This is a genomic window from Gordonia sp. L191 (assembly GCF_030077625.1).
Taxonomy (GTDB): domain Bacteria; phylum Actinomycetota; class Actinomycetes; order Mycobacteriales; family Mycobacteriaceae; genus Gordonia; species Gordonia polyisoprenivorans_A.
On record NZ_CP125996.1, the window covers coordinates 2,841,233 to 2,865,034 of the forward strand.

Annotated in this window: 20 protein-coding genes; 1 reads left to right on the forward strand and 19 read right to left on the reverse strand. The window is 68.0% G+C overall.

Annotated features, from left to right (window positions below):
• Positions 1–25: 25 nt before the first annotated feature.
• The 15 genes from QNM97_RS12685 to QNM97_RS12755 form a co-directional block, all read right to left on the reverse strand.
• A complete protein-coding gene (locus QNM97_RS12685; protein ID WP_283822997.1) occupies positions 26–955 on the reverse strand; it encodes a hypothetical protein in 930 nt (309 codons plus the stop codon).
• Entirely contained in the window at positions 955–1,950 is a 996-nt protein-coding gene (locus QNM97_RS12690; protein WP_283822998.1) for a ScbA/BarX family gamma-butyrolactone biosynthesis protein, read from the reverse strand. The genes QNM97_RS12685 and QNM97_RS12690 overlap by 1 nt, the downstream gene beginning before the upstream one ends.
• The gene (locus tag QNM97_RS12695; RefSeq protein WP_283822999.1) at positions 1,947–2,936 is read right to left on the reverse strand and encodes a nucleoside-diphosphate kinase; all 990 of its coding nucleotides are present in this window, start codon (positions 2,934–2,936) and stop codon (positions 1,947–1,949) included. The genes QNM97_RS12690 and QNM97_RS12695 overlap by 4 nt, the downstream gene beginning before the upstream one ends.
• Positions 2,933–4,033, reverse strand: coding sequence for an SDR family oxidoreductase (locus QNM97_RS12700; RefSeq protein WP_283823001.1), 1,101 nt, complete (start codon positions 4,031–4,033; stop codon positions 2,933–2,935). Before QNM97_RS12700 ends, QNM97_RS12695 begins: the two co-directional genes overlap by 4 nt.
• Positions 4,017–4,340 carry an acyl carrier protein gene (locus tag QNM97_RS12705; protein WP_283823002.1) on the reverse strand — a complete coding sequence of 108 codons (324 nt, stop codon included), beginning with the start codon at positions 4,338–4,340 and terminating at the stop codon, positions 4,017–4,019. The genes QNM97_RS12700 and QNM97_RS12705 overlap by 17 nt, the downstream gene beginning before the upstream one ends.
• Positions 4,337–7,831 carry an AMP-binding protein gene (locus QNM97_RS12710; RefSeq protein ID WP_283823003.1) on the reverse strand — a complete coding sequence of 1,165 codons (3,495 nt, stop codon included), beginning with the start codon at positions 7,829–7,831 and terminating at the stop codon, positions 4,337–4,339. The genes QNM97_RS12705 and QNM97_RS12710 overlap by 4 nt, the downstream gene beginning before the upstream one ends.
• Positions 7,824–10,667: a phosphoenolpyruvate synthase gene (locus QNM97_RS12715; protein ID WP_283823004.1), complete on the reverse strand. Its 2,844-nt coding sequence runs from the start codon at positions 10,665–10,667 to the stop codon at positions 7,824–7,826. Before QNM97_RS12715 ends, QNM97_RS12710 begins: the two co-directional genes overlap by 8 nt.
• 260 nt (positions 10,668–10,927) lie before the next feature.
• Positions 10,928–12,163 carry a winged helix-turn-helix domain-containing protein gene (locus QNM97_RS12720; protein ID WP_283823005.1) on the reverse strand — a complete coding sequence of 412 codons (1,236 nt, stop codon included), beginning with the start codon at positions 12,161–12,163 and terminating at the stop codon, positions 10,928–10,930.
• Position 12,164: 1 nt separating this feature from the next.
• Positions 12,165–12,659, reverse strand: coding sequence for a dihydrofolate reductase (locus QNM97_RS12725; RefSeq protein WP_208790973.1), 495 nt, complete (start codon positions 12,657–12,659; stop codon positions 12,165–12,167).
• A gap of 73 nt (positions 12,660–12,732) precedes the next feature.
• Complete coding sequence (locus QNM97_RS12730) at positions 12,733–13,593, reverse strand: thymidylate synthase (RefSeq protein ID WP_502875038.1); 861 nt, start codon at positions 13,591–13,593, stop codon at positions 12,733–12,735.
• Positions 13,594–13,618: 25 nt separating this feature from the next.
• Positions 13,619–14,821 (reverse strand): PQQ-dependent sugar dehydrogenase, encoded by a 1,203-nt coding sequence (locus tag QNM97_RS12735; protein ID WP_349632355.1) that lies wholly within the window; start codon positions 14,819–14,821, stop codon positions 13,619–13,621.
• A 48-nt stretch (positions 14,822–14,869) separates the two neighbouring features.
• Entirely contained in the window at positions 14,870–15,325 is a 456-nt protein-coding gene (locus tag QNM97_RS12740; protein ID WP_283823007.1) for a flavodoxin family protein, read from the reverse strand.
• Complete coding sequence (locus QNM97_RS12745; protein ID WP_283823008.1) at positions 15,325–15,867, reverse strand: hypothetical protein; 543 nt, start codon at positions 15,865–15,867, stop codon at positions 15,325–15,327. The genes QNM97_RS12740 and QNM97_RS12745 overlap by 1 nt, the downstream gene beginning before the upstream one ends.
• A gap of 10 nt (positions 15,868–15,877) precedes the next feature.
• Positions 15,878–16,630 (reverse strand): 4-hydroxy-tetrahydrodipicolinate reductase, encoded by a 753-nt coding sequence (gene dapB / locus QNM97_RS12750; protein ID WP_283823009.1) that lies wholly within the window; start codon positions 16,628–16,630, stop codon positions 15,878–15,880.
• 137 nt (positions 16,631–16,767) lie between these two features.
• Entirely contained in the window at positions 16,768–17,247 is a 480-nt protein-coding gene (locus tag QNM97_RS12755; RefSeq protein WP_283823010.1) for an Lrp/AsnC family transcriptional regulator, read from the reverse strand.
• Positions 17,248–17,438: 191 nt separating this feature from the next.
• On the opposite strand from QNM97_RS12755, the gene ald reads away from it, so the two are divergent.
• Positions 17,439–18,554: an alanine dehydrogenase gene (ald, locus tag QNM97_RS12760; RefSeq protein WP_283823011.1), complete on the forward strand. Its 1,116-nt coding sequence runs from the start codon at positions 17,439–17,441 to the stop codon at positions 18,552–18,554.
• A gap of 577 nt (positions 18,555–19,131) precedes the next feature.
• Here the strand turns inward: ald and QNM97_RS12765 are convergent.
• From QNM97_RS12765 to rpsO, 4 genes are all read right to left on the reverse strand, one after another.
• Positions 19,132–19,800, reverse strand: a complete 669-nt coding sequence (locus tag QNM97_RS12765; protein WP_283823012.1) for a GAP family protein — start codon at positions 19,798–19,800, stop codon at positions 19,132–19,134.
• A gap of 28 nt (positions 19,801–19,828) precedes the next feature.
• Positions 19,829–20,596 carry an NRDE family protein gene (locus QNM97_RS12770; protein WP_283823187.1) on the reverse strand — a complete coding sequence of 256 codons (768 nt, stop codon included), beginning with the start codon at positions 20,594–20,596 and terminating at the stop codon, positions 19,829–19,831.
• Positions 20,597–20,719: 123 nt separating this feature from the next.
• Positions 20,720–22,999, reverse strand: coding sequence for a polyribonucleotide nucleotidyltransferase (locus tag QNM97_RS12775; RefSeq protein ID WP_208790949.1), 2,280 nt, complete (start codon positions 22,997–22,999; stop codon positions 20,720–20,722).
• Between the two features lie 457 nt (positions 23,000–23,456).
• Positions 23,457–23,726 carry a 30S ribosomal protein S15 gene (gene rpsO / locus QNM97_RS12780; protein ID WP_006371375.1) on the reverse strand — a complete coding sequence of 90 codons (270 nt, stop codon included), beginning with the start codon at positions 23,724–23,726 and terminating at the stop codon, positions 23,457–23,459.
• Positions 23,727–23,802 lie beyond the last annotated feature (76 nt).

Sequence of the window (23,802 nt, forward strand, 5' to 3'; positions counted from 1 at the left end):
GTGCGGTGGTCATCGGTGGGGCACCTCATCCCGTCGGGGTGGCCAGCGCCGCGCCGATCACCGCGAGGTAGACGCTCAGGACGTACACCGCGGCGGGCGCCGGCGGGTAATCCTCATGGCGCGAGCGCAGCCACACCACCGTGGCGCCGACCGGGACGACGGCGAGAACGACTGCCGCCCAACCGAAGAGGGCAGGAACTACTCCAAATCGCCACGGCGTCCAGATGGCCAGGACCGCGACGGTCGTGAGGGCGACGAAGCCCATCGAGACACCGACCGCGCCGGGGGCACCGAGCGGATTCGAGTAGTACATCTCACCGGGTCGCAGCCGGCGGGAAATCTTCCGCGCGAACTCGAACTGCAGGAATGACCCGGCCATGAGCACCGCGACCCACGCCGTCGACCATGTTGCCCCCACCTGTCCGGTGTCGACCGCCGAGCCGATCACGTACGCCGCCAACACCAGTTGCACCGGGTAGGTGACGGCGAGATTGCCGAGCACTGAGCGCCGCAACGCAGGCCACAGCGTTTCAGCGGCCCACAGACCGAGCCCGTAGGCCAGTACCGCCGCGATCGCGATCGCCGAGCCCGCACTCGCCATCCCGGACAGCACCACCACGACCGCACCGAGCACGAGCATCGCGACGCGCAGGTCGGCGGCGGTGACCGCACCGGTCACCAGCGGCCGATCAGGGTGATACACGCGGTCATAGTCGAGATCCTTCTGTTCGTCGACCATCCGCAGGAACAGCAGAACGAGTACCACGACCACCACACGCACGACGATTGCCGGCGCGGGATCCCAACGCACCCCGCTGAGCCGGGCCGCAGTCCCTTCGGCCGCGAGCACCCACAGGACCCCGAAGAGCAGATACTGCGGTTTGAACATCACCGCGGTGAACCGGGCAATGCGCACGACCGAGACCGACGACGCCCGAAGGGTTTCGGCCACCATCACGTCCCGGTCACCACACCCAGCCGGATCTCGGCACACACGGTGCCTCCCTGCTCGATCGTCACCATCACCGAGGTGGCCACTCCGGGGTCGGTCGGGTCGTGCCCGTGATCGACACGTGCGATGCACATCGCCGACCGATCGAGTTCGACGAACCGGCCGAACGAACTGCGGACCGTTGCGATCCGCACGTCGGCACCGACATGGGCAAGCGCGATCTGTCGCGCCGCCTCGAGGAGCAGGGTGCCCGGCACGTGGTCGAGTTCGTGATCGAACAATCCCGGGTGGGCGGTGTCGACGACGAGTTCGCCCCGCGTCTCGTGGCCGTCCCGCGCGCGCACCCCGACCACGACGTTGCGCGGGTCGCAGCGGCCGACGACGTGTGGATCTGCCGGCTCGGCCACGTGGACGCGCCCGCGTTCCGCACCGTCGCGCGCCCGGGCGCGCAGGGCCGACCATTGCGCGCGGGTCGTCCAGGAGAACGACCCGTCCACGGTCATCAACGGCACACCATCAGCCGAGATCGCCAGCACCATGTCGAGTCCGATCAGCCGGTCGGCGACGACATGGCGGGCACCGATGCCGACGGAGATGTCGACGTCTGCGGGCCGGGATCGCGGCCGCCACACCTCGTCGTCAACGGGTGCGTCGGCGGCGCCATTGAAGGTGCGGACCAGGAAGGCGCTGTCGAGCGGCACGTCGAAGAACTGGTGGGTCACCGCGATTGCGGCCTGCCGCGCGGTTTCCATCACCAACAACGGGTCGTGACGACCCGCCTGCGCCCCACGGTGATCCCCGAAGTAGGCGTGCATCCGCGGAAGCTGCGCACCGACGCGGAATTCGTCGTCGCCGAGATCCGGCTGTGCGCGCGACAACGACGTGACGAACACCTCCGAGACGGAACACCGATGAACGAGTTCGCGCGGAATCGTCTGACTGTGGCAGGTGGGCGCCACGGTGAGGTGGTCCGGGGCCGGTGTCATGTGCGTGGTCATCTGCACTCCCGTCGGGTGGGGTCGGATGTCATGGGCAGAACGTGGGAGCCGAGCACGATCACCGACCACGGGTCCAGGTCGATCCCGTTCGCCCAGGCGCTGCGCAGCATGTCGGCACAGACCCGGTCATCGGTGAGGTCGGGCACCGGGGTCGCAGGACATGCAGCAGCAGAACACATCTGGGTAGCACTCATCTGGGCAGCGACCCGCCCGGCGGCCACTGCCCGCCCGAACTCCCGCGCCGGTGTCTGCGAATACAGTTCCGCAGCCAACGCCGCCACCCGCTCGGCGACGCCGACACCACCGTCGATCACGTCCTGCAGGCAGGCCGCGCGTGCTGGTTCGTCGAGCATGATCGCCCATTCCCGCAACACGTCGACGGGCGTGTCGGGTGTATGCACGAGATTCAGCAGGTAGCTGCGGTGACCGAGCGCATGCCGCAGCTCACCCGGGGCACCCGCCGTCGGATCGGTGGGCCCCTTCTCCCGCGTCAGCCGCTCCGTCGCCGACTCCCCGCCGACAGCGCCCTCGAAGCCCTCGACAGCGCCCTCGGAAACGCCGACAGCGCTTCGGTCGTCGGTGACGAGCAGGACCATGGAGTCGCACATCTCGACCAGGAGGTCGGCCAGTCGGCGGCGCTCCACCGACGCCCGTGTCCACGAGGTCTGCCACAACGCCCTCGCGAGGTGGCGTCCCGACTCGACCCGCGCGGCGTGCAGAACTCGCCACCGATGTGCCGACAGCCACTCCAGCGTCGGCGCGACACCCCGGGCCACCACGGCGTCGGGTTTGAGGAGCAGTATGGAGCACCGGGTGGCGAACCAGTCTGCCTCCACGCCCATCCGATCGAGATGTTCGATCGCCTCGAGCACGTAGGTGTCGCCGAGGCGGGTCGACAGGTCGGCGCCGTCGACGCCGATCCGGGTGAGCAGATCGGCGGTCATGGGGGTCGTCGCGTGGTGTGCGCGTTCGGTCTTCAGAGTCATCGAGCACCACCGAGGCCGGCGAGAACGGTCTCCACATCGGGCAGGGGCGCACCGAGATAGCCGATGTCGAGGCAATGGTCGAGCAGCAAGCGTAGGTATTCGGGGCCGCAGTCCGGTGCCGGCCGCCCCAGAACAGTCTCGGCATTGCGAGTCGAGAAGTCCTGTCGCCGTTGGAAGTAGCTGGTGTAGAGCGAGCCCACCCGGCGGAAGTACTCGCGTTCGATCATCTCGAGTGTATCGGGATCGAAGGTGGCATCCGGGACGAAGGTGGCCACATGGAAGGAGGGATACTCGGCCAGGACGTCGGAGAGCTCCCGCAGGGTCAATGGTCGAGAACTCACCGCGTGCAGCACCTTTCCATCGAGATCGACGGCTTGGCACGCGGCGGCGGCGACGATGTCGGCGACATGATCGACCGGCGCGAGCGACAGTGTGGCGTCATAGCGCCCCGGCAGCGTGCGCAGTTTGCCCTCGACCATGAGTTTGACGACGGTGTAGAGGTTCTTGTGGTCCCGGATGGCGCCGTCGGTGCTCACGCCGGTCACGATGCCGGGCCGGACCGTCACCGCGCGAAGCCCGTCGGCACGGGCCCGTTCGACGAGCTTCTCGGCATCGAATTTGCTCTTCTCGTAACGGGTTCCGAATACCTGGCCGACGTCGAGCTCGTCCTCGGCGATCGTGCCGCCCCGCATGCCGCAGACGTATGCGGTCGACACGTGCACCAACGGGACGTCCCAGGCGCGCGCGAGGTCGACGGCATGCGCGGTGCCACCCACATTGAGTTGCGCGTAGTCCTCGTCGGCGGCATCGAAGGCGGTGGTCGCCGCGCAGTGCACGATCGTCGACACCCGACCGGCCAGCGAATCGGCCCGGGCGGCCATCGCCGGACCGAATCCGGCGAGTCGCACGTCACCGGTGATCGTGTCGGAAATGGTCACGGGTGCACCGTCGTTGGCGATCAGTGAGTCGTTGCGATGGGTCACGCCGATCACCGGCCGGCCCGCCGCCTCGAGCCTGCGACACACCTCGGTACCGACCAGGCCCGCGGCACCGGTCACCAGGATGTGATCACGCCGGCGATCATGTGACGGGGTCATCGGCCTTCTCCGATCTGTCGGCGCCGACCCGGAGACTGTGGTCGTCTCCGATCTGGCGACGGATGAGGGCTACGACGTCGCAGACCCGGCGCACGCCGGCAAGTTCGGCGGGCGGCAGGGGCGACAGGCCGAACGCTCTCTCCAGGGCGATGGTGAGCTCGATGAGCCGGACGGATTCGTATCCGAGGTCCTCGCGGAGGCGATCGGTTGCCGCCGGCGCATCCGCGGGCGGATTCGGCGCCATCGCGACCACGATCCGTCGGACCTGGCGGTCCGGGCCCGAGGTGTGCTGCTCGTCGATGCTCACCGGGCGCCACCCCCGAGCGGCGTGGACGGTGCCGGCGGGGCGTCGGCGACCGGATGTGGTTGTCCGCCTCCGCTGTTCATCAGGTCGGCGGCCTCGGCCAGCGGCAACCGAACCCCCAGGTGAGTGCCCAGACGAACCCAGTCGTAGGCGATCTCGAGGGTGCGGCGCCATTGGTCGCGGGAGTCGAAGGAGGCGGGGAAGTCACTGCCGACGAGTGCCCGGACCGCGCCGAGGAGTCCGTCGAGTACCTCGAGTTCGGCGAGTCCGTCGCCGCCGGAAGACAAGATGTCGTCGAAACGGACATGGGCGGCCCGCTCGATGACGGGGGGTATCGAGGGTTCGATCATCGGGCTCGGCAGGACCCTGCGGAGCGTGGCTGCCGGGGTGGCATCGGGAGGGAGAGGATGAACTCCCCACGCCGAGAGCACCATTCGGGCGATCATGGCGATCAGGCGATGCGCCGCAACATCGGCCACACCGCCCTGCCCGCTCTTGAGGGCGCCGACGAGATCTTCCCGCGCGTTCTCGGCGACGATGTTGGCCCAGGTGAGTTGCAGGCCGGCCGAGGCGAAACGTTCTGCGGGCAACGGCGAGAGCTCTGCAATGCCCAACCCCGGCGCGGCGACTGCCCCACCCAGTCCGACGATCGGACCGCTCATGGCCGGCGGTGGTGTGTACGGTTCGGTGGCCTCGCACATCGCCATCGCCGGCCGGATGGGCCCGGCGCCTGCCCAGTCCACTCCGACGACACCGAGTCGAAGGAACTCGGCAAGGTACTCCGCGACCGGGCCGTGCTCCGCCTGCCCGGCACGGTCACCACGGTCGCAGATCTCGGGCACCGGACGACGGAACACCATCTGCCGCCACGCTTGTGCCGCGGGATCGGAGAGCACGAAGACGTCCCGCGCGCCACGCACCACGTGCACACGCGAACCGATGGTCCACGTTGTCACCCCGGGAACACGCGCGAGCCGAAGCTGCCGCGCATCCGTCCAGTCGTTCGCGTCGATTCCGAGGTCCGCGAGCAGGTCGGTGGCAGTGACCCACCACGAACCGGTCGCGTCGGCGTCGGGCACCGACGGTGCGGTCGCGGCCGTCCACCGGTCGGTGATTTTCTCGTCGCCGATCCGATCGAGTTGCCGGGGAAGCCATTTGGTCTCCACGTAGGTTTCGCCGCGCTCGGCGCACCATGCCTTGGCTGCCTGGACGAGCGCATCACGCATCCACCCGAGCGCTTCGTCGTCGGCGCCGAGGGTCCGCAGCGTGGTGACGTGCCGCAGCACCGAGACCGTGCGGTGGCGCCACCATCGCGCCATCAGGTCGCCGAACCGGCGGTGGTCGATGATCGCCCGCAGCTCGTCGAGGTCGACGAGGGCGCTCGTGCGGATCGTGGTCGAGCGCAGGAATCGTTGACACCGGTTGAGGAGATCCTCGTCGAGCTCGCAGACGGTGCCGTCGGCCAGATGATCGGCGACCGTCTGCAAGTGGTGCCGCAGTTGGGCGAGCGAGCGGGTGCGCACCTCGAGGCGGCGCCCGTCACCGAACAGCACCGTCGGTAGCGTCGGCAATTCTTCGTCACCGCCCGCCACGACGAGGAAATCGACGTCGGAGCCCTCGTTGCCGAATCCCTCGGCCAGCGACCCCTCGAACACGATCGCACAGTTGTCGGGAACGACGACCGAATCGAGTGCGGTTTCGAGGAGTTCAGCCACACGCTGCGCGGGCAGCGTCGGAACGACCCGGTTGTCGCCGGTCTCCCGGGCGGACGCGACGGTGCCCGCAGCAGCGGCACTCGCGGTCCCGTCGACCTCATGCACCACGGCGTCGGCCATCTCACCTGCGGTGAACATCTGCCACATGTGGCGCCGGCGCGGCTTTCCACTCGAGGTGCGCCGGATCAGGCCGCGCCCTCCGGTGATGACGGTGACCGTCTGAGCGGGCCCGAGCTGCCCGCGAATGACCGTGCGGGCGTGGGAGATCCATTCTCCCGGCGCGGTCTCGGCGAACAGTGCGACGCCTCTCGACCCGGCATCGGTGATCGCCACCGCCGCCACTTTGCCCTTGGTGATCCCGCATTCCACCGCCACCGTCGATTCGACGTCCTCCATGAACACCGAGCGGCCCCGCACCTTCAGGCTCGATCCCATCCGACCGAGGACGTAGAGCTCCGAGTCGCGGAGAAAACCGGCATCACCGGTGTGGAGCACCCCGTCGACGATGCGCGTCGAACCGCCCGATGAACCGGCGAGATAGCCGCGCGCGACGGAGCCACCGCGGACCGTGACCTCACCGAGTACCCCCTCGGGCACCGGCCCGCCATCGTCATCGACGACAGCGACCTCCGAGTCGGAAATCGAACACCCCAGGCCGGCAATCCATCCCGATCCCGGATAGTCGGCGTCGACGTCGAACACCGCACACCGGCCGGTGTCGACCGTCTCCCCGAACCGAAGCGGCGAGGCCGGTCGGAGCAGGGTGATCGGTCGGTCCCGCCTCGAGGAACTGACCATCAATGTCGATTCGGCCAGTCCGTAGGCCAGGGTGATCGCTGCCGGGTCGAAGCCCTGCGGGGCGACAAGACGGCAAAAGGACTGCAGATCCGACAGTTCCACCGGCTCGGAACCGACCGCGAGGGTGCGCCATCCCGACAGGTCGAGATCGTCGATGTCCTCGGGGCGAACACGGTGGGCCAGATAGCCCAAGGAGAACGAGGGAGACGGTGTGTGGCGGGCGATCTCCATCGCGCGCAGCCAGCGCACCGGATCACGCACGAACTGGTCGGGTCGCATCAGGTACAGATCTTCCTGATTGGTGACCGTGGTGAGGAAACCACCGACCAATCCCATGTCGTGGTAGAGCGGAAGCCACGACGCCATCGGCTCATCGGCACGCCAGCACAGCAGGTCGGTGATCATCGCGGTGTTGGTCGCGAGGTTCGGCCAGGAGATCTCGACCCCGCGCGGCGTGCCGGTGGATCCGGAGGTGAACTGCAGCAGAGCGCATTCGGTCGTCGGCGCGAGATCGTCGAGCGGCGTCGCATCCGAGCCGGCGGCGCCCACCTCCATGACCGGAGCATCGAGTCCCGCCGCGGACACCGCGTCGGTCACCAGTGGCGTCAGACCCGGGGCGGTCACGACGAGCGCGGGAGCGGCCTGGGCGAGGATCGACGCGGCGTGCGCGGTGTACTCGTCGAGGTCGGCAAAGGTCGGCGGGGTGATCGGCGTGAAGACCGCGCCGCACGCCCACACCGCGTAGAACGCCGCCGCGCACGTGACATCGGTGGGCAGGATCACGCACACTCCGTCACCGGGCCGTACCGCGTGCTCGCACATGGCACCGGCGATGCGCAGCGCTCGCCCCGCGATGTCGGTGTAGGAGTGGAAGATCCAACCGCCGTCCTCATCGGCGAGGCGAATGCCCTTGTCCGGTGCGGGGTCGCGCAGCCATCCTCGGATGATCTCGGGTGCGTCACGGCCGGTTCGATCACGCATGGTCGGGGGTCCTCTCGAGTCGCGCCCCGTCCGGGGTGGCGGTGGCCGACGATGGCGGGTCGTCGGATGCGGCATCGGTCGGTTGCGGCGCGTCCGCCACGACCGTCACGGTTCCCGCGGTGCCGTCGACGCGCACCCGCATCCCGGTGCGCAGCATCGCCGTCGCGTCACGGAGTTGCACCACTGTCGGGATGCCGAGCTCGCGGGCGACGATGGCTACGTGGGTCAGCGGGCTGCCGCGTTCGATGACCAGTGCCGAGGCGGACGGCAGTGCGGCCACCCACCCGGGGTCGGTGCGATAGGCCACGAGGATCCCGCCGTCGACGCCGATCGGTTCGGTTACCACATGGGCGGTCGCCTCGGCCGATCCCGCACACGACGGTGTGCCCGCGAGCACCGATCCCGCAGGCGCAGCGGCGGTCTCGGCCACCGGTGTCCAGCCCTGCGCGGCGAGTGCCTCGTCGTCGAACCGCTGTCCGCGGGTTTCGAAGCGTTCTGGCGCGATCAGGGTCGAGTCCGCGTGGCGGGCCGCTCTGCGTGCGCACACCATGGCCGTTACATCGCCGGGTGGGCCCGATTCGTAACATTCGCGGAGTTCGGTCACGGTCAGCTCGAAGACGTCGGTGAAGTCGTCGAGCACCCCGCGCTCGGCGAGGTCGCGGCCCATCACGCGGATCAACCGTTTGACCATGCCGAAAGCCCTTGTGCGAGCGAATCGCAGACGCTCACGATGCGCGGCGCACCGGGATAGTTTGCCGCGCAGCGCGTCATATGTCCGGCGACGTAGTCCGTGCAGGTGGGCGTCGAGGTACTGCTGGGCGGACTCCGGCGGCGGACCGAGGGAACGCATGGCCGGATCCGAATGCGTGCCCGGGTCGGGAGGTGCGGCCGATTCCGCGTTGCGCGCCAGTGCGCTGCGCAGCATGACGAACACCGACGACGGATCCTCACGCAGGTCGGGGACTTCGAGCTTCAGTTCGTCGAGACTTCGGTATCCGTAGCACTGCAGGTAGTCCTCCACCGCTGCGGCGACCGCATCGTGGCCGCCTTCGTGCAGGGCACGGCGGATCGAGGCGGGGTCGGCGGTGGTGACGAGTTCTCGGACGTCGGGGTCCGCGGACACCAGGTCGGCGAGTGCGGCCATCGCCCGGGCCGGTTCGGCGGACTCGACGTCGGCGCCCGGTCCGACGACGGCGTAGAGGAACCATTCGGGCGCCCTGGGCAGAAAGATCTTGGTCAACAGATACATCGCGCCGGTCAGGGTGAGCAGGATGGCGTCGAGAACCATCAGCGGGCCCCATCGGCGAACCAGATCGCCCTCCACCTCACGGTAGGTGCGATAGGCCTGTTCACCGGTCATGGTGTCCACATCGAGGTTCTCGAAGTGGTCGTAGACGCGGTAGAACTCGGTGAGGAAGTCCTCGACGAGGTCGTCGATGTCGCGCATCCGACGGAGGTACACCGCCGTGGTGACCGCTCGCACGGCGAGCCGCCGGATCGGGTTGGCCAGGGAGTAGGGCTTGAGCGTTCGCGCCAGGTCCTTGTCGAGTGGTTGGGCGACTCCGAGCGCGGCCTCGAGGACCTTGCGGTTGAGGGCATGCCCCGGCGCGATGCCGACCATCCGGTACCAGTGAAGCAGGTTGTAATACACACGTCCGTGAAAACAGCCCAGCATCACCGGCGTCCAGGTGTCGATCTGGGCGAGTGCCGCTCGCGGCAGATGCATCGACTCGGCGTAGCCGCGGTAGACGCGACCGTAGATGTCGGCGGCGGTGGTGTAGGTCAGGGGCGAGGTGATCCCGTTGAAGCTCTCGATGATGTTGGAGTTGTCCCAGATTCGCAGATCGTCGTCGGCCACACACTCGCCCGCACCGCGGATCAGCCGGTCCGATACCGGTCTCGACGGAGGCGCGGGGGTCTTCACGGTGGTGATCGGGCGGGCCTGCAGCAACCACAGACCCGCACCGTCGAAGGCCCATTCGATGTCCTGGGGTCCACTGAGGGCCCTCTCGACCCGCTCGGCGGTCGCGACGAGTTCCCGTATCTGGCCGTCGGTCAGAACCGCGCGCCGCCGCTCGGCGTCGTCGACGACGACGCTCGCGACGCCACCACCGGGCAGCGTGACGACCCGGAAGTTCTTGTCCCCGATGGTCGTATCGCGCACCGACCCGTCGGAACCGACGATGACGGTGTCGGCGTCGACGGCGCCGGAGACGAGCCCCTCCCCGAGTCCGTACACCGCGCTGACGACCATCTCGTCACGCGCACCGGTCATCGGGTTGGCGGTGAACACGACGCCACTGGTCCACGGATCGAGCTGTCGCTGCAGCACCACGGCGATCGCACCGACGTCGTGGACCCCGCGCGCCCACCCGTAGGTGAGCACCCGCGGTGCATACGCCGACGCCCAGCAGTGACGCACCCGGAGCGAGATATCCTGTGTTCCGGTGACATTGAGGTAGGTCTCGAACTGGCCTGCGTAGGAGAGGTCGGCACCGTCCTCGGCCGCCACCGACGACCGCACCGCCACCGGTCCCCCGCCGAGCCGCGACCATGCCGCGTCGATTGCATCGTCGATGTCGCCAAGCGTCGGCGACGCCAGAATTCGCTCCCGTAGGTCTGCCGCATTCCGCTGTGCCGTGCGCTCGTCCTCGGCCGAGTTCACCAGCTCCCTCAGATCCGTGAGACCTGTTGCCGTCACATACCTTTCGAACAGATCCGCACCGAGCACCACCCACTCGGGAACGGCGACGCCGATGTCGGCCAGCCGTGCCAGCCCGCGCGCTTTCCCGCCAGGGTCTCCCGCGACACCGTGCGGACCACCCGGTCGATCCACTGCCGGACGGTCCCGTGCTGTCCGATCTGCTGCTGTCTGTTCCAATGGCTCCACACCAGCTCCTCTGTCGGGTCGGGCCTGTCGTCACCCTGTGCCGGAACGGACGGCATCGCAACCCTGCGCGACGATCCGCACCACCTCTTCGACGCTCGCCGATCACGGCCACGAGCGACGCTTTTCCGCCGTCCTCGCCGATGAGCGCGACTTGTGGTGGTTATCGGGAACCCTGTCGGGGCGTTACTTTGCGCAGTTCTGGCTTGTCAGTCGAAGAGATGACGTAGCGTGTCGGCAAGGTCGCCGCGGGAACCGATCTCGACCGACTCCATCCCGAGCCAGTCGGCCAACACCTGCAGGTCGCGTCGCAATGCCGACGCGATCTCCGAAAGATGTTGTCCTGACTCGGAAAATGCTCCCGGCACCATCAGCACCCCACGCTGCCGATCGGCCTTGAGATCGACGCGCGCCACGATCTCGTCGCCGAGCAGGTACGGGTGGACGTAATACCCGTGCACGCGTTTGTGTTCGGGAACGTAGATTTCGATTCGATAGTGAAAACCAAAGATTCGTTCGGTACGAGGCCGGAAGAACACCAGCGGATCGAACGGCGACAGAATGGCTCCCCGTTCACAATTGGCCGCGCGGACCCGGGCGGGAACCGTTGCAGCGGTGTGGAGGTACGCACCATCGCGCCACCCATCCACCGAAACCGGTTGCAGGACACCGGAGTCGATCAGGTCGGCGATGGCCGGCCGCACGTCGGCGGTCTTGAGTCGGTAGTAGTCGGCGAGGTCGGCGACTGTGGCCACACCCAGGGCCGATGCTGCACGCGTCACGAGTTCGCGGTGCGCATCGTCCCGCTCGACACGGCGGTCCACCCGATCGGCGCCGACAACCCGCTCGGCGAGGTCGTAGTGACGTCCGAAGACGTCGTCGCGGGTCGCGGCGAACTCGCCGGAGGCGAACATCGCCTCGCAGAGGTGTTTGACCTCGCCGCGGTTCCACCAGCCGCCCGCGGCCTGCGGTGCGCGCTCGATACCGAGGGCTTCCTCGATGCGCCGCGGGGTCACCGGCCCGGTCTCGGCGATCACGGCGCGTACATCGTCGGCGAGTTCACGGTTGCGTCGCATGGTGTCTCGCGTGTGACGGTAGCGTCCGTCGCGGTACTCGGCCATCCGGAACCCGAACAGCGGCCAGTCGTCGACGGGGATGAGCGCGGCCTCGTGCGCCCAGTATTCGGTCAACAACCGGCGCCCGCGGCCGGGCCGCCAGGCGGCCCGATCGAGCAGCGCCTGATCGTAGGGGCCGAGCCGGCTGAACAGCGGCAGATAGTGCGCCCGCACCGCGATGTTGACCGAATCCATCTGAAACAGCTTGGTGCGGGCCACGACTCGTTCGACCAGGCGCATGGTGACGGCCCCGGTCGGTGGCCGGTCGGCGAATCCCTGTGCCGTCAGCGCGATGCGGCGGGCCTGAGCCGTGGTGAGGACGGCGGCCACGTTACGACGTGTGCCGCACGTAGTCGACGAACCGATAGAACGTCCCGGTACTCGACTGCGCCCAGTCGGTCTCGGTCGTCGCGTGCCACCTCTCGTCGATCACCGGGGCGAACGCATCGGCACCGGTGACCAGCATGTCGATCTCGGTGACCCGCAGGTGAGTCGCGTGGTCCATCGCGGCCGTGTAGATCTCTCCGCCGCCCATCACCACCGCGTCGGCGCCGGCGAGCGCCAGCGCGTCGGCCACCGTGTGGACCACCTCGGCCCCCTCCGGGCGATAGGTCTGCGAGCGGGTGATCACGATGTTGCGCCGCCCGGGCAGTGGCCGAAAACGCTCGGGCAGTGACTCCCAGGTCTTGCGTCCCATCACGACCGCGTGCGAGCCGGTGACCTCGCGAAACCGTGCCATGTCCTCGGGCACACGCCACGGGATGGTGTTGTCACGGCCGATCGCGCCGACCCGATCCTGCGCCCAGATGAGTGTGATGCCGCCCATGAACCCAGCCTAACGGCCGCCCCCGACAACTCGTGCGGCGCAATGCGGGTGCGCACACCCGGACCACGACAGGTCAGACCGCCACCGGCGCCTTGATCCCGGGATGCGACCGGTAATCGACGACGGCGACATCGTCGAAGTCGTAGTCGAAGATCGAATCCGCCTTGCGCAACGCGAGTGTCGGGTACGGGTAGGGCTCCCGCGACAGTTGGCGGGCCACCTGCTCGACGTGGTTGTCGTAGATGTGGCAGTCGCCGCCGGTCCAGACGAATTCGCCGACGTCGAGGTCGGCCTGCTGGGCCATCATGTGGGTCAGCAGGGCGTAGGACGCGATGTTGAACGGCACGCCGAGGAACAGGTCGGCGCTGCGCTGATACAGCTGGCACGAGAGCTTGCCGTCGGCGACGTAGAACTGGAAGAACGCGTGGCAGGGCGGTAGCGCCATCTGCGGGATCTCCCCGACGTTCCAGGCCGAGACGATGTTGCGGCGCGAGTCCGGGTTGGTCCGCAGCATGTCCAGCGCGGCCGAGATCTGGTCGATGTGCTCCCCCGACGGTGTCGGCCAGCTGCGCCACTGGACTCCGTAGACGGGGCCGAGATCACCGTTGGCATCGGCCCATTCGTCCCAGATGCTGACCCCGCGGTCCTGCAGCCATCGCACGTTGGAGTCTCCCCGCAAGAACCAGAGCAACTCGTAGACGATCGACTTCAGATGCACCTTCTTGGTGGTGATCAGCGGGAATCCCGCGGCGAGGTCGTAGCGCAACTGATGGCCGAACAGGCTGCGCGTACCGGTCCCGGTGCGGTCGGCCTTCGGGGTGCCGGTGTCGAGCACCAACCGCAACAGGTCCTCGTACGGGGTGGGGATCGTGCCGGTCGGCGCGCTGCCGTGGATCGCCGTGCTCACGGGAGCCAGTGTAGGTGAACCCGGCATGGGTGAACCTGTCCCGGCGCGCCGGTCAGCTCGGCCGGACCCGCAGGATCTTGTCGTCGGTTCCGTTGTTGGTGAGCAGCAGCAACGACCCGTCGGCGGCGATCGTCGTCCCGCGCAGCCTGCCGTACTCACCGTCGAGCGCGTCGGCGGTGCGCATGACCCGCCGTCCATCGTCGGAGAGTTGCACGAGAATGAGTCGCTTGCCCTTGAGCGCGGAGATCACCAGGGCACCGTTCCACTGTCCCCAACCGGAATCGGGGAGAAAGGTGATGGCGGGCGGCGCGACCGTCGGCGCGCCCGACTTCCACACCGGACCGATCGCACCCGGTACTCGGGGGTCGGTCATCACCGCGTCCTCGTCGTTGAGGGGAAAACGCTTGTCGGGGCGGAAACCGTAGTTGCCACCGGCGGTGAGAAGGTTGAGCTCGTCGTCGACGTGCGTGCCCTGCTCGATGGAATACACGCGCCCCGCCGGACCCAGTGCGATGTTCTGGACGTTGCGATGGCCGAGGGTGAAGATCGGACTGGCGTCGGGGTTGCCGGCCGCCGGACTGCCGTCGGCGTTGATGTGCAAGACCTTGCCGCCCAACGACGATCGATCCTGGGAGACGGTCGGCAGTCCGGTGTCGCCGGTGCCGATCCAGAGAGTGCCGTCCGGGGCTGCGGTGACGCCGCACCCGGCTTCGCGTCCGGCCATCGTGAGCGGAATGCCGGACAGCACGGTGCGTTCTCGCGTCAGCGCCGACCAGTCGGGCGCCACGCGCCAGGCGACGACGCTGTTCACCTGACCGATGGTGGGCCACGGCAGAGGCGATCGGATGAGCGACGGCGGAGCGGTGATCCGGCCGGTCGGTGCGGTGACCTCCGACTGGCAGGTGTAAAGACGTCGGTTGGTGGCGAAGCCCGGATCGAGCGCCATTCCCATCAGCCCGGCCTCACCGGTGACGAACAGGGTCGACAGATCCGCCCGAACCGTGTGCGCGCGGCCGTCGGGCGCGACGGCCACGAACCTGCCGGACCGTTCGTTGGTGAGGATGGTTCTGTCCGGAGCCGCCACGACCTCCCACGGAATCCGCAGACCACCGGTGACCGTCTCGACAGCCAGATCCGGCGCGGGCACCGCCCGTGCGTCGCCGGCGACCGCGCCGGAACCCATGACGACCGCCCCAAGACACACCATCGACGTGGCCACTCGACTCAGCCACGAACCACGCAAAGTTCTCGACATGGACATTAGCTTAGGCATACCTATGCAAGGCGGTGTAGCGAGGGCCGCTCAGTCCTCCATGATCCCGGCGGCCACTGTGGCCCCGAGTTCCCAGCACGCCTGAAGCACCGCCTTGTCCGGTTTGTTCGACGCGATGACGTACTCGGCGGCCTTGGTCCAGCCCAGTCCGGCGGCGATCCGGTCGACAGCGGCTTGCGCTCCCTCGGTGCCCTCGTTGCCGTGCAGGTACAGCCCGAATGGTCGGCCTCGCGTCGAATCGAGGATCTGGTAGTACGAACCGTCGAAGGCGTGCTTGAGGGCACCCGAGATCGAGCCGAGGTTTGCCGGGCTCCCCAATACGTAGCCGTCCGCGTCGAGGAAGTCACTGGCCGACACCGACAGCGCCGCCCGGCGCACCACCTCGACTCCGGTGATGTCGGAATCGGTGGCACCGGAGACGACTGCCTCGAACATCGCCTGACAGTGCGGCGACGGGGTGTGATGCACGATCAGCAGTGTTGCCATCACGCTCGCCCGCGGTATTGCGCGACAGCACGTTTCATCATTTCCCGGGCGCGGCTCCGGTCGCCGGCGTAGTCGTAGGCGCGGGCGATGCGGTAGGTGTTGCGCCAGTCATTCGGGTCGGCCTCCCACTCCTGGCGCACCTGGGCGAACAGCGCGTCGGCGGCATCGCGTTCGATGCGGCCGGACGGTCGGCGCGGCATGTCGGAGACGTCGAGTTCACGTCCCTCCTCGGCGATCGCGCGCGCCAGCCGCTGATGCTCGATACCGGCCCGCAGGGTGGCCACGATCATCCAGATCCCCAAGAACGGCAGGATCAACACGCCGATCCCGATGCCGATGCCGGCCGCGGTCCCGCTGGTGATCAGGTCGACGCCACGCTGCCCGAGCAGCACGAAGTACACGCACATCGCGATGACGAGAAATGCGATCATCCACACGATCGGGCGGGCGTCGCGCTCGCGGGCCTTCTTGGGCCGCGCGGACGACTGTTCCGCATCCGATCGGGCCGGATCGGAACGGGACGGATCGGGGTCGGGAGCCATGAGCGGCGCCCTACAGGTCCATGAGGTCGTCGAGACCGACGGTCAGACCCGGCCGGTCACCGATGCTGCGCACGCCGAGCAGCACACCCGGGACGAACGACGTGCGATCCAGCGAGTCGTGACGGATGGTCAGGGTCTCGCCCTCCGTGCCGAGCAGGACCTCCTGGTGGGCGACGAGACCGGCGAGGCGCACCGAGTGCACGCGCACACCGTCGACCTCGGCACCGCGGGCACCGTCGAGTTCGGCGGTCGTGGCGTCGGGGCTGGGGCCGACGCCGGCGGCCGCGCGGGCCTCGGCGATCAACGACGCGGTGCGATAGGCGGTGCCCGAGGGGGCGTCGGCCTTGGCCGCGTGGTGCAGTTCGATCACCTCGACGGAGTCGTAGAAGCGGGCGGCCTGTTGGGCGAAGCGCATGCACAGAACTGCGCCGATCGCGAAGTTCGGCGCGATGAGCACCCCCACGCCGGGTGCCTCGGCCAGCCATTCGCGTACCTGCGCCAGGCGCTCGTCGGTGAAGCCGGTGGTCCCGACCACGGCGTGAATCCCGTTGCCGATGAGGAACTTCAGGTTGTCCATCACCACGTCGGGGTGGGTGAAGTCGACGACGACCTGGGTGTCGGTGTCGGTGAAGAACTCCGGGGCGTCGCCCTTGTCGACACCGACGGTGTAGGTGAGGTCGTCAGCCGCCTCGATGCCCGACACGATCGCCTTGCCGACCTTGCCGTTGGAGCCGAAAACCCCAACCCTGATGCCCTGCGCCATGTCAGCCTTTCCTCGACGGGTTGCCGCGTACGACCCGGTTGGGCCCGCGTCAAGTCTATGGGGACGGGTCGACGGGCCCGCCCGCAGGCGCCGCGCCCCGGTGGACGAGGACGTCGAATCGCCGGTGCGCCGACGGGTCAGTAGATCGGCGCGTCGCCGCGTCGGTGGTCGAACACCAGTGAGGTCGTCGTGCCCGCGACCTCTCGGCGGGCGTTGAGCATCTCCACGAAGCGACGCAGTTCCTCGGTGTCGGCGGTCGCGACGTGCAGCAGGTAATCGTCGGAGCCGGCGAGGAAGAACACGTCGATCACCTCGTCGTGGCCGGTGATCTCACCGACGAACTTCCGGATCTGACCGCGGGCATCCGACTGCAGGCTGACTGCGACCATCGCACGCAGTGGGCGACCCACCGCCGCCGGATCGACATCAGCGAAGAAGCCGCGGATCACGCCCAGATCCCGCAGTCGTCGGACGCGACCGTGGCAGGTCGATGCGGCGATTCCGACGCGCGCGGCGAGGTCGCTGTTGGTCACGCGGGCGTCGGTCTGCAGGCGCCGCAGCAATTGACGATCGACCTCGTCGAGCTGTGGCCGAACATCCTTCGGCGAGTCGGACATCAGATACCTCCTGGTCGATGGATCTTCGGCATACTGACAAGTTCAAGAATCATATTCATGTCACTTGTGTCGCTTCCGAAGTTACTTCACTCTTGAGGCTAGTTCATCGAGGAACATTCAGCCATGAGCATTCCTGGTCGACGTTCATCACCGTCGGCGCCACAGACCACCACCGTCAAGGAGAACCCGTCATGCGTATCGGCATCCCCACCGAGATCAAGAACAACGAGTACCGCGTCGCCGCCACCCCGGCCGGAGTCGCCGAGCTGACCCACCGCGGCCACGAGGTGGTCGTCGAGGCCGGCGCCGGACTCGGATCGGCGATCTTCGACAACGACTTCAAGGAGGCCGGGGCGCAGATCCTCTCGACCGCCGATCAGGTCTGGGACCAGGCCGAGATGATCCTCAAGGTCAAGGAGCCCATCGCCGCCGAATACTCGCGGATGCGCGCCGGGCAAACCCTGTTCACCTATCTGCACCTCGCCGCCAGCCGTCCGTGCACCGACGCGCTGCTCGCGTCGAAGACCACCTCGATCGCCTACGAGACCGTCCGTGCCGCCGACGGCTCGCTCCCGTTGCTGGCCCCGATGAGTGAGGTTGCGGGCCGCCTCGCCCCGCAGGTCGGCGCCTATCACCTGATGCGGTCCGAAGGTGGCCGCGGAGTCCTCATGGGCGGCGTTCCCGGAACCGAACCGGCCGACGTCGTCGTCATCGGCGGTGGGGTCAGCGGCGTCAACGCTGCGACCATCGCCATGGGCATGGGCGCCCAGGTCACCGTCTTCGATCTCGACATCACCAAGCTGCGCGCGATCGACGCACGCTTCGGGGGTCGGGTGCACACCCGTTACTCCACGTCGCTGGCCCTGGCCGAGGCGATCAAGCAGGCCGATCTGGTCATCGGCGCGGTTCTCGTCCCGGGCGCCAAGGCCCCGGTCCTGGTACCCAACAGCCTTGTCGCACAGATGAAGCCGGGCTCGGTGCTGGTCGACATCGCGATCGATCAGGGCGGCTGCTTCGAGGATTCACGCCCCACCACCCACGACGATCCGACCTTCACCGTGCACGACAGCGTCTTCTACTGCGTGGCCAACATGCCCGGCACGGTTGCGCGCACCTCGACCCAGGCCCTCACCGGCGCCACCCTGCCGTACGTGCTGCGCCTGGCCGACAAGGGGTGGGAGGCGGCCTGCCGCGACGACGCCTCGCTGGCCGCCGGACTGTCGACCCACGACGGACACCTCTTCACCCCGGAAGTCGGTGCCGCCCTGGATATCCCGGTCACCGCGAATCCGTTCGCCGCGCACTGAGGAGATCACCAGACGATCTCGGCACGCCGACGCCTGCGCTCCCTCGACGGGGCGCAGGCGCCGGCGTGAGACCAGGTGCGACCGAACGCTACTCGCGCCGCCATCTCGGTGCGGTGACATCATCGACGCCGACACTCTCCCCAGCGCGCCATTCCTTGAGCGCCTCATCGAGACGACGCCGACCCTGCCTGCGCACCACACGATTGCGGCGACGTGCGTGGTCGCCGGCGTGGCACAGAGAACACGAGCAGACGTGGACACCGCAGTAGCGCCACACCCACCGGCACGCGGTGCGGGCCGACACGGGATCGACGGGCGGACGAGCAGGCAGATCACACTCCGCGCGCGAATGGTCATGCTCGGCAAAAGCGGCGAGTTCGCCGCGATGCAGGCGGACGGCGAGCGGCGCGTGAGCATCGGTACGAGACAAGGCTGAGCCTCCAGGGGATCAACGCCCCTGCCCGCTACCCCCGGATGAGGACGAACAGGGGCAGCGGTTGCTCCTCCGCGGCCCCTGCACGCTGCCTTTCGTCACTCACCCCCACGACGATATCCGAAACCAGGGAAACCGGCTGCGTCACAGCGCCTCCAGCCCATTGGTGATCACCACAAAGCCCAGCACGATCAGCACCGTGCCGACGATCAGCGCATTGTGCCGGGTGATCAGCGCGTCGAGTCGCGCCAGTGTCGGTTCGGCGCGCTCGCCGGCAATGCTCGTGGCGATTGTCGGTGCGGCCACCGCAAGACTGCCGACAGCGACGAACACGACGATCGCCACCGCCTGAGCCCCGACGTCGGCGGTGGCCTCGGCGATCGCGGCGGCCGCCGACACCGTGATGAGCAGACTCTTCGGGTTGAGGGCCGCCAGACCGAATCCCGATGCGGCGGCCTTCGCGGCACCGATCTCCTCGATCATCGAGTACCACCCCGGGACCTCGCTCTCGGCGCCATCGGTCGTCCATGCCTTCTGCCACTTGCGGATTCCCCATCCGAGCAACGCGAGACCCGCGACCAGTCCCACGATGCCCATCGCGGGCCCCGAGCCGCCGGACAGCGAGCCGACGTCGACGATCGCGATGAGCACCACGAGCACCGCGGCGAGACCGGTCAGCCAACCGAGCAGAAAGCACCATCCGATCACGCTCGTGCGTTTGATGACCAGCGCCATGCTCACCATCACCAGGGGCAGGGAGGCCATGAGCAGGGCGACGGCGATCGGCAGGACATCCAGGACGGCGTGTGTCACCCGAGCAATCTAGCCCGGTGGCGGGCGATCAGATGCTGATCGCCACGGTGGAGGGACCTTGGTCGGGGGTGTAGCGGCGTTCGGTGATGTCGCCGCGGCCGTCGGAGGCGATCCGAACCACCGTACTGGCCCGGGTGCCGTACTCCCCCATGTCGACGAACATCGCCGACAGTGCGCGCTCGTTGTCGAGCGGAACCCCCGTGTGCGGCAGCGCGGCGTCGTCGGCGACGGTGGTGTCGTGCAGGGCGTCGAGCAGTGCTTCGGGGTCGGACGACGACGGGTCAGATGACGTCAGCGCGCCGGTCAGCTGTGCGATCCCGGACGTCACCTTCGGCCACGGCTCGTCGAGTGCCCCGTTGGACAACCCGTGGATTCCCGGCTCCACCCGCATGGCACGGGGTTCGAGATGGTTGGTGGCCCACCACATCTCGGCTCCGTCGTCGACGAGCAGATTCACCGGGGCATAGCGGTCGGCCGTCGCGACGAAGGCTGCCGCGGCGTCGGCGGCACTGTCCGCGCCGGTCACGAAGTCGACGGGCAGTCCACCACGAGAACGCTTGTCCGGCTGCGGTTGTGCGATCCCGTCACGCACATTGGTCACCGCGGCCAGCCGGTGCCCGTCGGGTGCGAGACCGAGCCAGGTGCCACCCGCCTCGAGATCGCGTCCACCGATCACCGGCAGATCGTCCCACCGGTGCGCCGCGGCGCTGCGCCGTTGATGGAACTCGTCACGGTTGGCGGCGAGGACGAGGCGATGGGACGGGTCGACCTCGAGGGCGAACAGGATCAAGCACACGATCGCCAGGCTACTGACACACACTCGCAGAACCTGTGGCGGCATTCACGACACCGGCACCGACGACACCGGCCCGCCCCCGCCGAGGCGGGAACGGGCCGGTGGGCCGATCCGATCCGACGATCAGGCGTCGGCGGAGGCCTTCTCCTCAGCCGGGGCGGCCTTGGCGTCGTCATCGACGGGGATGAGGCTGATCTTGCCGCGCTCATCGATGTCGGCGATCTCCACCTGCAACTTGGAGCCGACGTTCACCACGTCCTCGACCTTGTTGATGCGCTTGCCCTTACCGAGCTTGGAGATGTGCACGAGGCCGTCGCGGCCGGGCAGCAGCGACACGAAGGCACCGAACGCGGTGGTCTTGACCACGGTGCCCAGGAACCGCTCGCCCACCTTGGGCAGCTGCGGGTTGGCGATCGCGTTGACGCGGTCGATCGCCGCCTGCGCCGACTCACCGTCGGACGCACCGATGAACACGGTGCCGTCGTCCTCGATGGAGATGTTGGCGCCGGTCTCCTCGGTGATGGTGTTGATCGTCTTGCCCTTGGGGCCGATCAGCTCGCCGATCTTGTCCATCGGGATCTTGATGGTGGTGATCCGCGGCGCGTACGGGCTCATCTCGTCGGGCTCGTCGATCGCCTCGGCCATCACGTCGAGGATGGTCAGCCGGGCGTCCTTGGCCTGGGTCAACGCACCGGCGAGAACCTGGCTGGGGATGCCGTCGAGCTTGGTGTCGAGCTGCAGCGCGGTCACGAAGTCCTTGGTGCCCGCGACCTTGAAGTCCATGTCGCCGAAGGCATCCTCGGCGCCGAGGATGTCGGTCAGTGCGACGTAACGGGTTTCGCCGTCGATGGTGTCGGACACCAGACCCATGGCGATGCCGGCAACCGGGGCACGAAGCGGCACACCGGCATTGAGCAACGACATGGTGGAGGCGCACACCGAGCCCATCGAGGTCGAGCCGTTGGAGCTCAATGCCTCGGAGACCTGACGGATCGCGTACGGGAACTCCTCGACGCTCGGGATCACCGGCACCAGGGCACGCTCGGCGAGCGCGCCGTGACCGATCTCGCGACGCTTCGGCGAACCGACGCGACCGGTCTCACCGGTCGAGTACGGCGGGAAGTTGTAGTGGTGCATGTAGCGCTTGGAGGTCTCGGGGGTCAGCGAGTCGATCTGCTGGGCCATCTTGACCATGTCGAGGGTGGTGACGCCCAGGATCTGGGTCTCGCCGCGCTCGAACAAGGCGCTGCCGTGGGCCCGCGGGATCACCGCGACCTCGGCCGAGAGCGAGCGGATGTCGGTGATGCCGCGTCCGTCGATACGGAAGTGATCGGTCAAAATACGCTGGCGCACAAGCTTCTTGGTCACCGAGCGGAATGCCGCGCCGATTTCCTTCTCCCGGCCCTCGAACTGCTCGGCGAGCTGGGTGAGGATCTGTTCCTTGAGCTCGTCGGTCTTGTCGTCGCGCTCCTGCTTGCCGGCGATCGAGAGGACCGCAGCGAGCTTCTCGCTCGCGGCGGCCGACACGGCGTCGAAGACGTCGGACTCGTACGGCGGGAAGAGCGGGAACTGGCCGGTCTCCTTTGCGGCGGCCGCCGCGAGGGACTTCTGCGCCTCACAGAGGCGGGCGATGAACGGTTTGGCGGCCTCGAGACCCTCGGCGACGATCGCTTCGGTCGGCGCCTGCGCACCACCGGCGATGATCTCGATGACGTTCTCGGTCGCCTCGGCCTCGACCATCATGATCGCGACGTCGGCGGAATCACCCTCGCCGGAGACGATGCGACCGGCGACGACCATGTCGAACACCGCGCCCTCGAGCTGTTCGGCGGTCGGGAACGCGACCCACTGGCCTGCCTTGTTCTCCTCGGTCGGGATGAGGGCGACGCGCACGCCACCGACGGGACCGGAGAAGGGCAGCCCGGCGAGCTGCGTGGACGCCGACGCCGCGTTGATCGCGACGACGTCATAGAGATCCTTCGGATCGAGCGAGAGCACGGTGACGACGACCTGGATCTCGTTGCGCAGGCCGTCGACGAAGGACGGGCGCAGCGGGCGGTCGATCAGCCGGCAGGTCAGGATCGCGTCGGTGGACGGACGGCCCTCACGGCGGAAGAACGATCCGGGGATACGCCCGGCGGCGTACATCCGCTCCTCGACGTCGACGGTGAGCGGGAAGAAGTCGAAGTGCTCCTTGGGGTGCTTGGACGCCGCGGTGGTCGACAGGAGCATGGTCTCGTCGTCGAGATAGGCGGTCACCGAGCCGGCGGCCTGCAGGGCGAGGCGTCCGGTCTCGAAGCGGATGGTGCGGGTACCGAAGCTGCCGTTGTCGATCACGGCGGTGGCCTCGGTGATGGTTTCGTCGTAGTCGGCGAAATCCTCGGTGGTGGTCACATCGGACATGTGGGGTGTTGATCCCTTCGTTGCGGCCGCATCCGGCGGCCGTGGGTGGCCGCGATTTCCGGCGGCCTTCTCTATGCGGATAGGGGCTGCCCGCGGCGCGACGACACGGCGATCATGCTTGGCTGCACGTGTCGGTGTCCGCGTGGGCGGCAAGCCCGGAACACGCGTGGGTGAGATCGTCGGCGGGAGGTGATCGGCGCGCTCGTATGCGCACCCTTTGCTCAGACGGCCTTCGATCGAAGCGGCCGGAACCTCGTGTTCCGGCGGCCACTACCGAGGACCGATCTGACTCGTCATCACTTCCGTGGACTCGCACGTCACGGCGGCGTTCCGACGCAACCTTATCATTGACACGACAAAGTCCATCGACACGACGACCACTGACACAGCAAGAACCGGTCGCACCCGAGGGCGACCGGTTCTCGTGATGTCTGATGACCTCGACGCGACGAGGAGGTCAGCGACGCAGGCCGAGGCGCTCGATGAGCGAGCGGTAGCGCTCGATGTCGACCTTCGCGACGTACTTCAGGAGGCGACGACGGCGACCGACCAGCAACAGCAGCCCACGGCGGCTGTGGTGATCGTGCTTGTGCTCCTTGAGGTGCTCGGTGAGGTCGGTGATGCGCTTGGTCAGCAGCGCGACCTGCGCCTCGGGCGAGCCGGTATCGGTCTCGTGCAGACCGTACTGGCCGAGGATTTCTTTCTTCTCGGCAGCAGTCAGTGCCATGGAGATACTCCTGTTTCTCAGTACCGCGACAATGCCATTTCCCGACCGGGCCCACCGGGGCCGATACGGGGCGGCG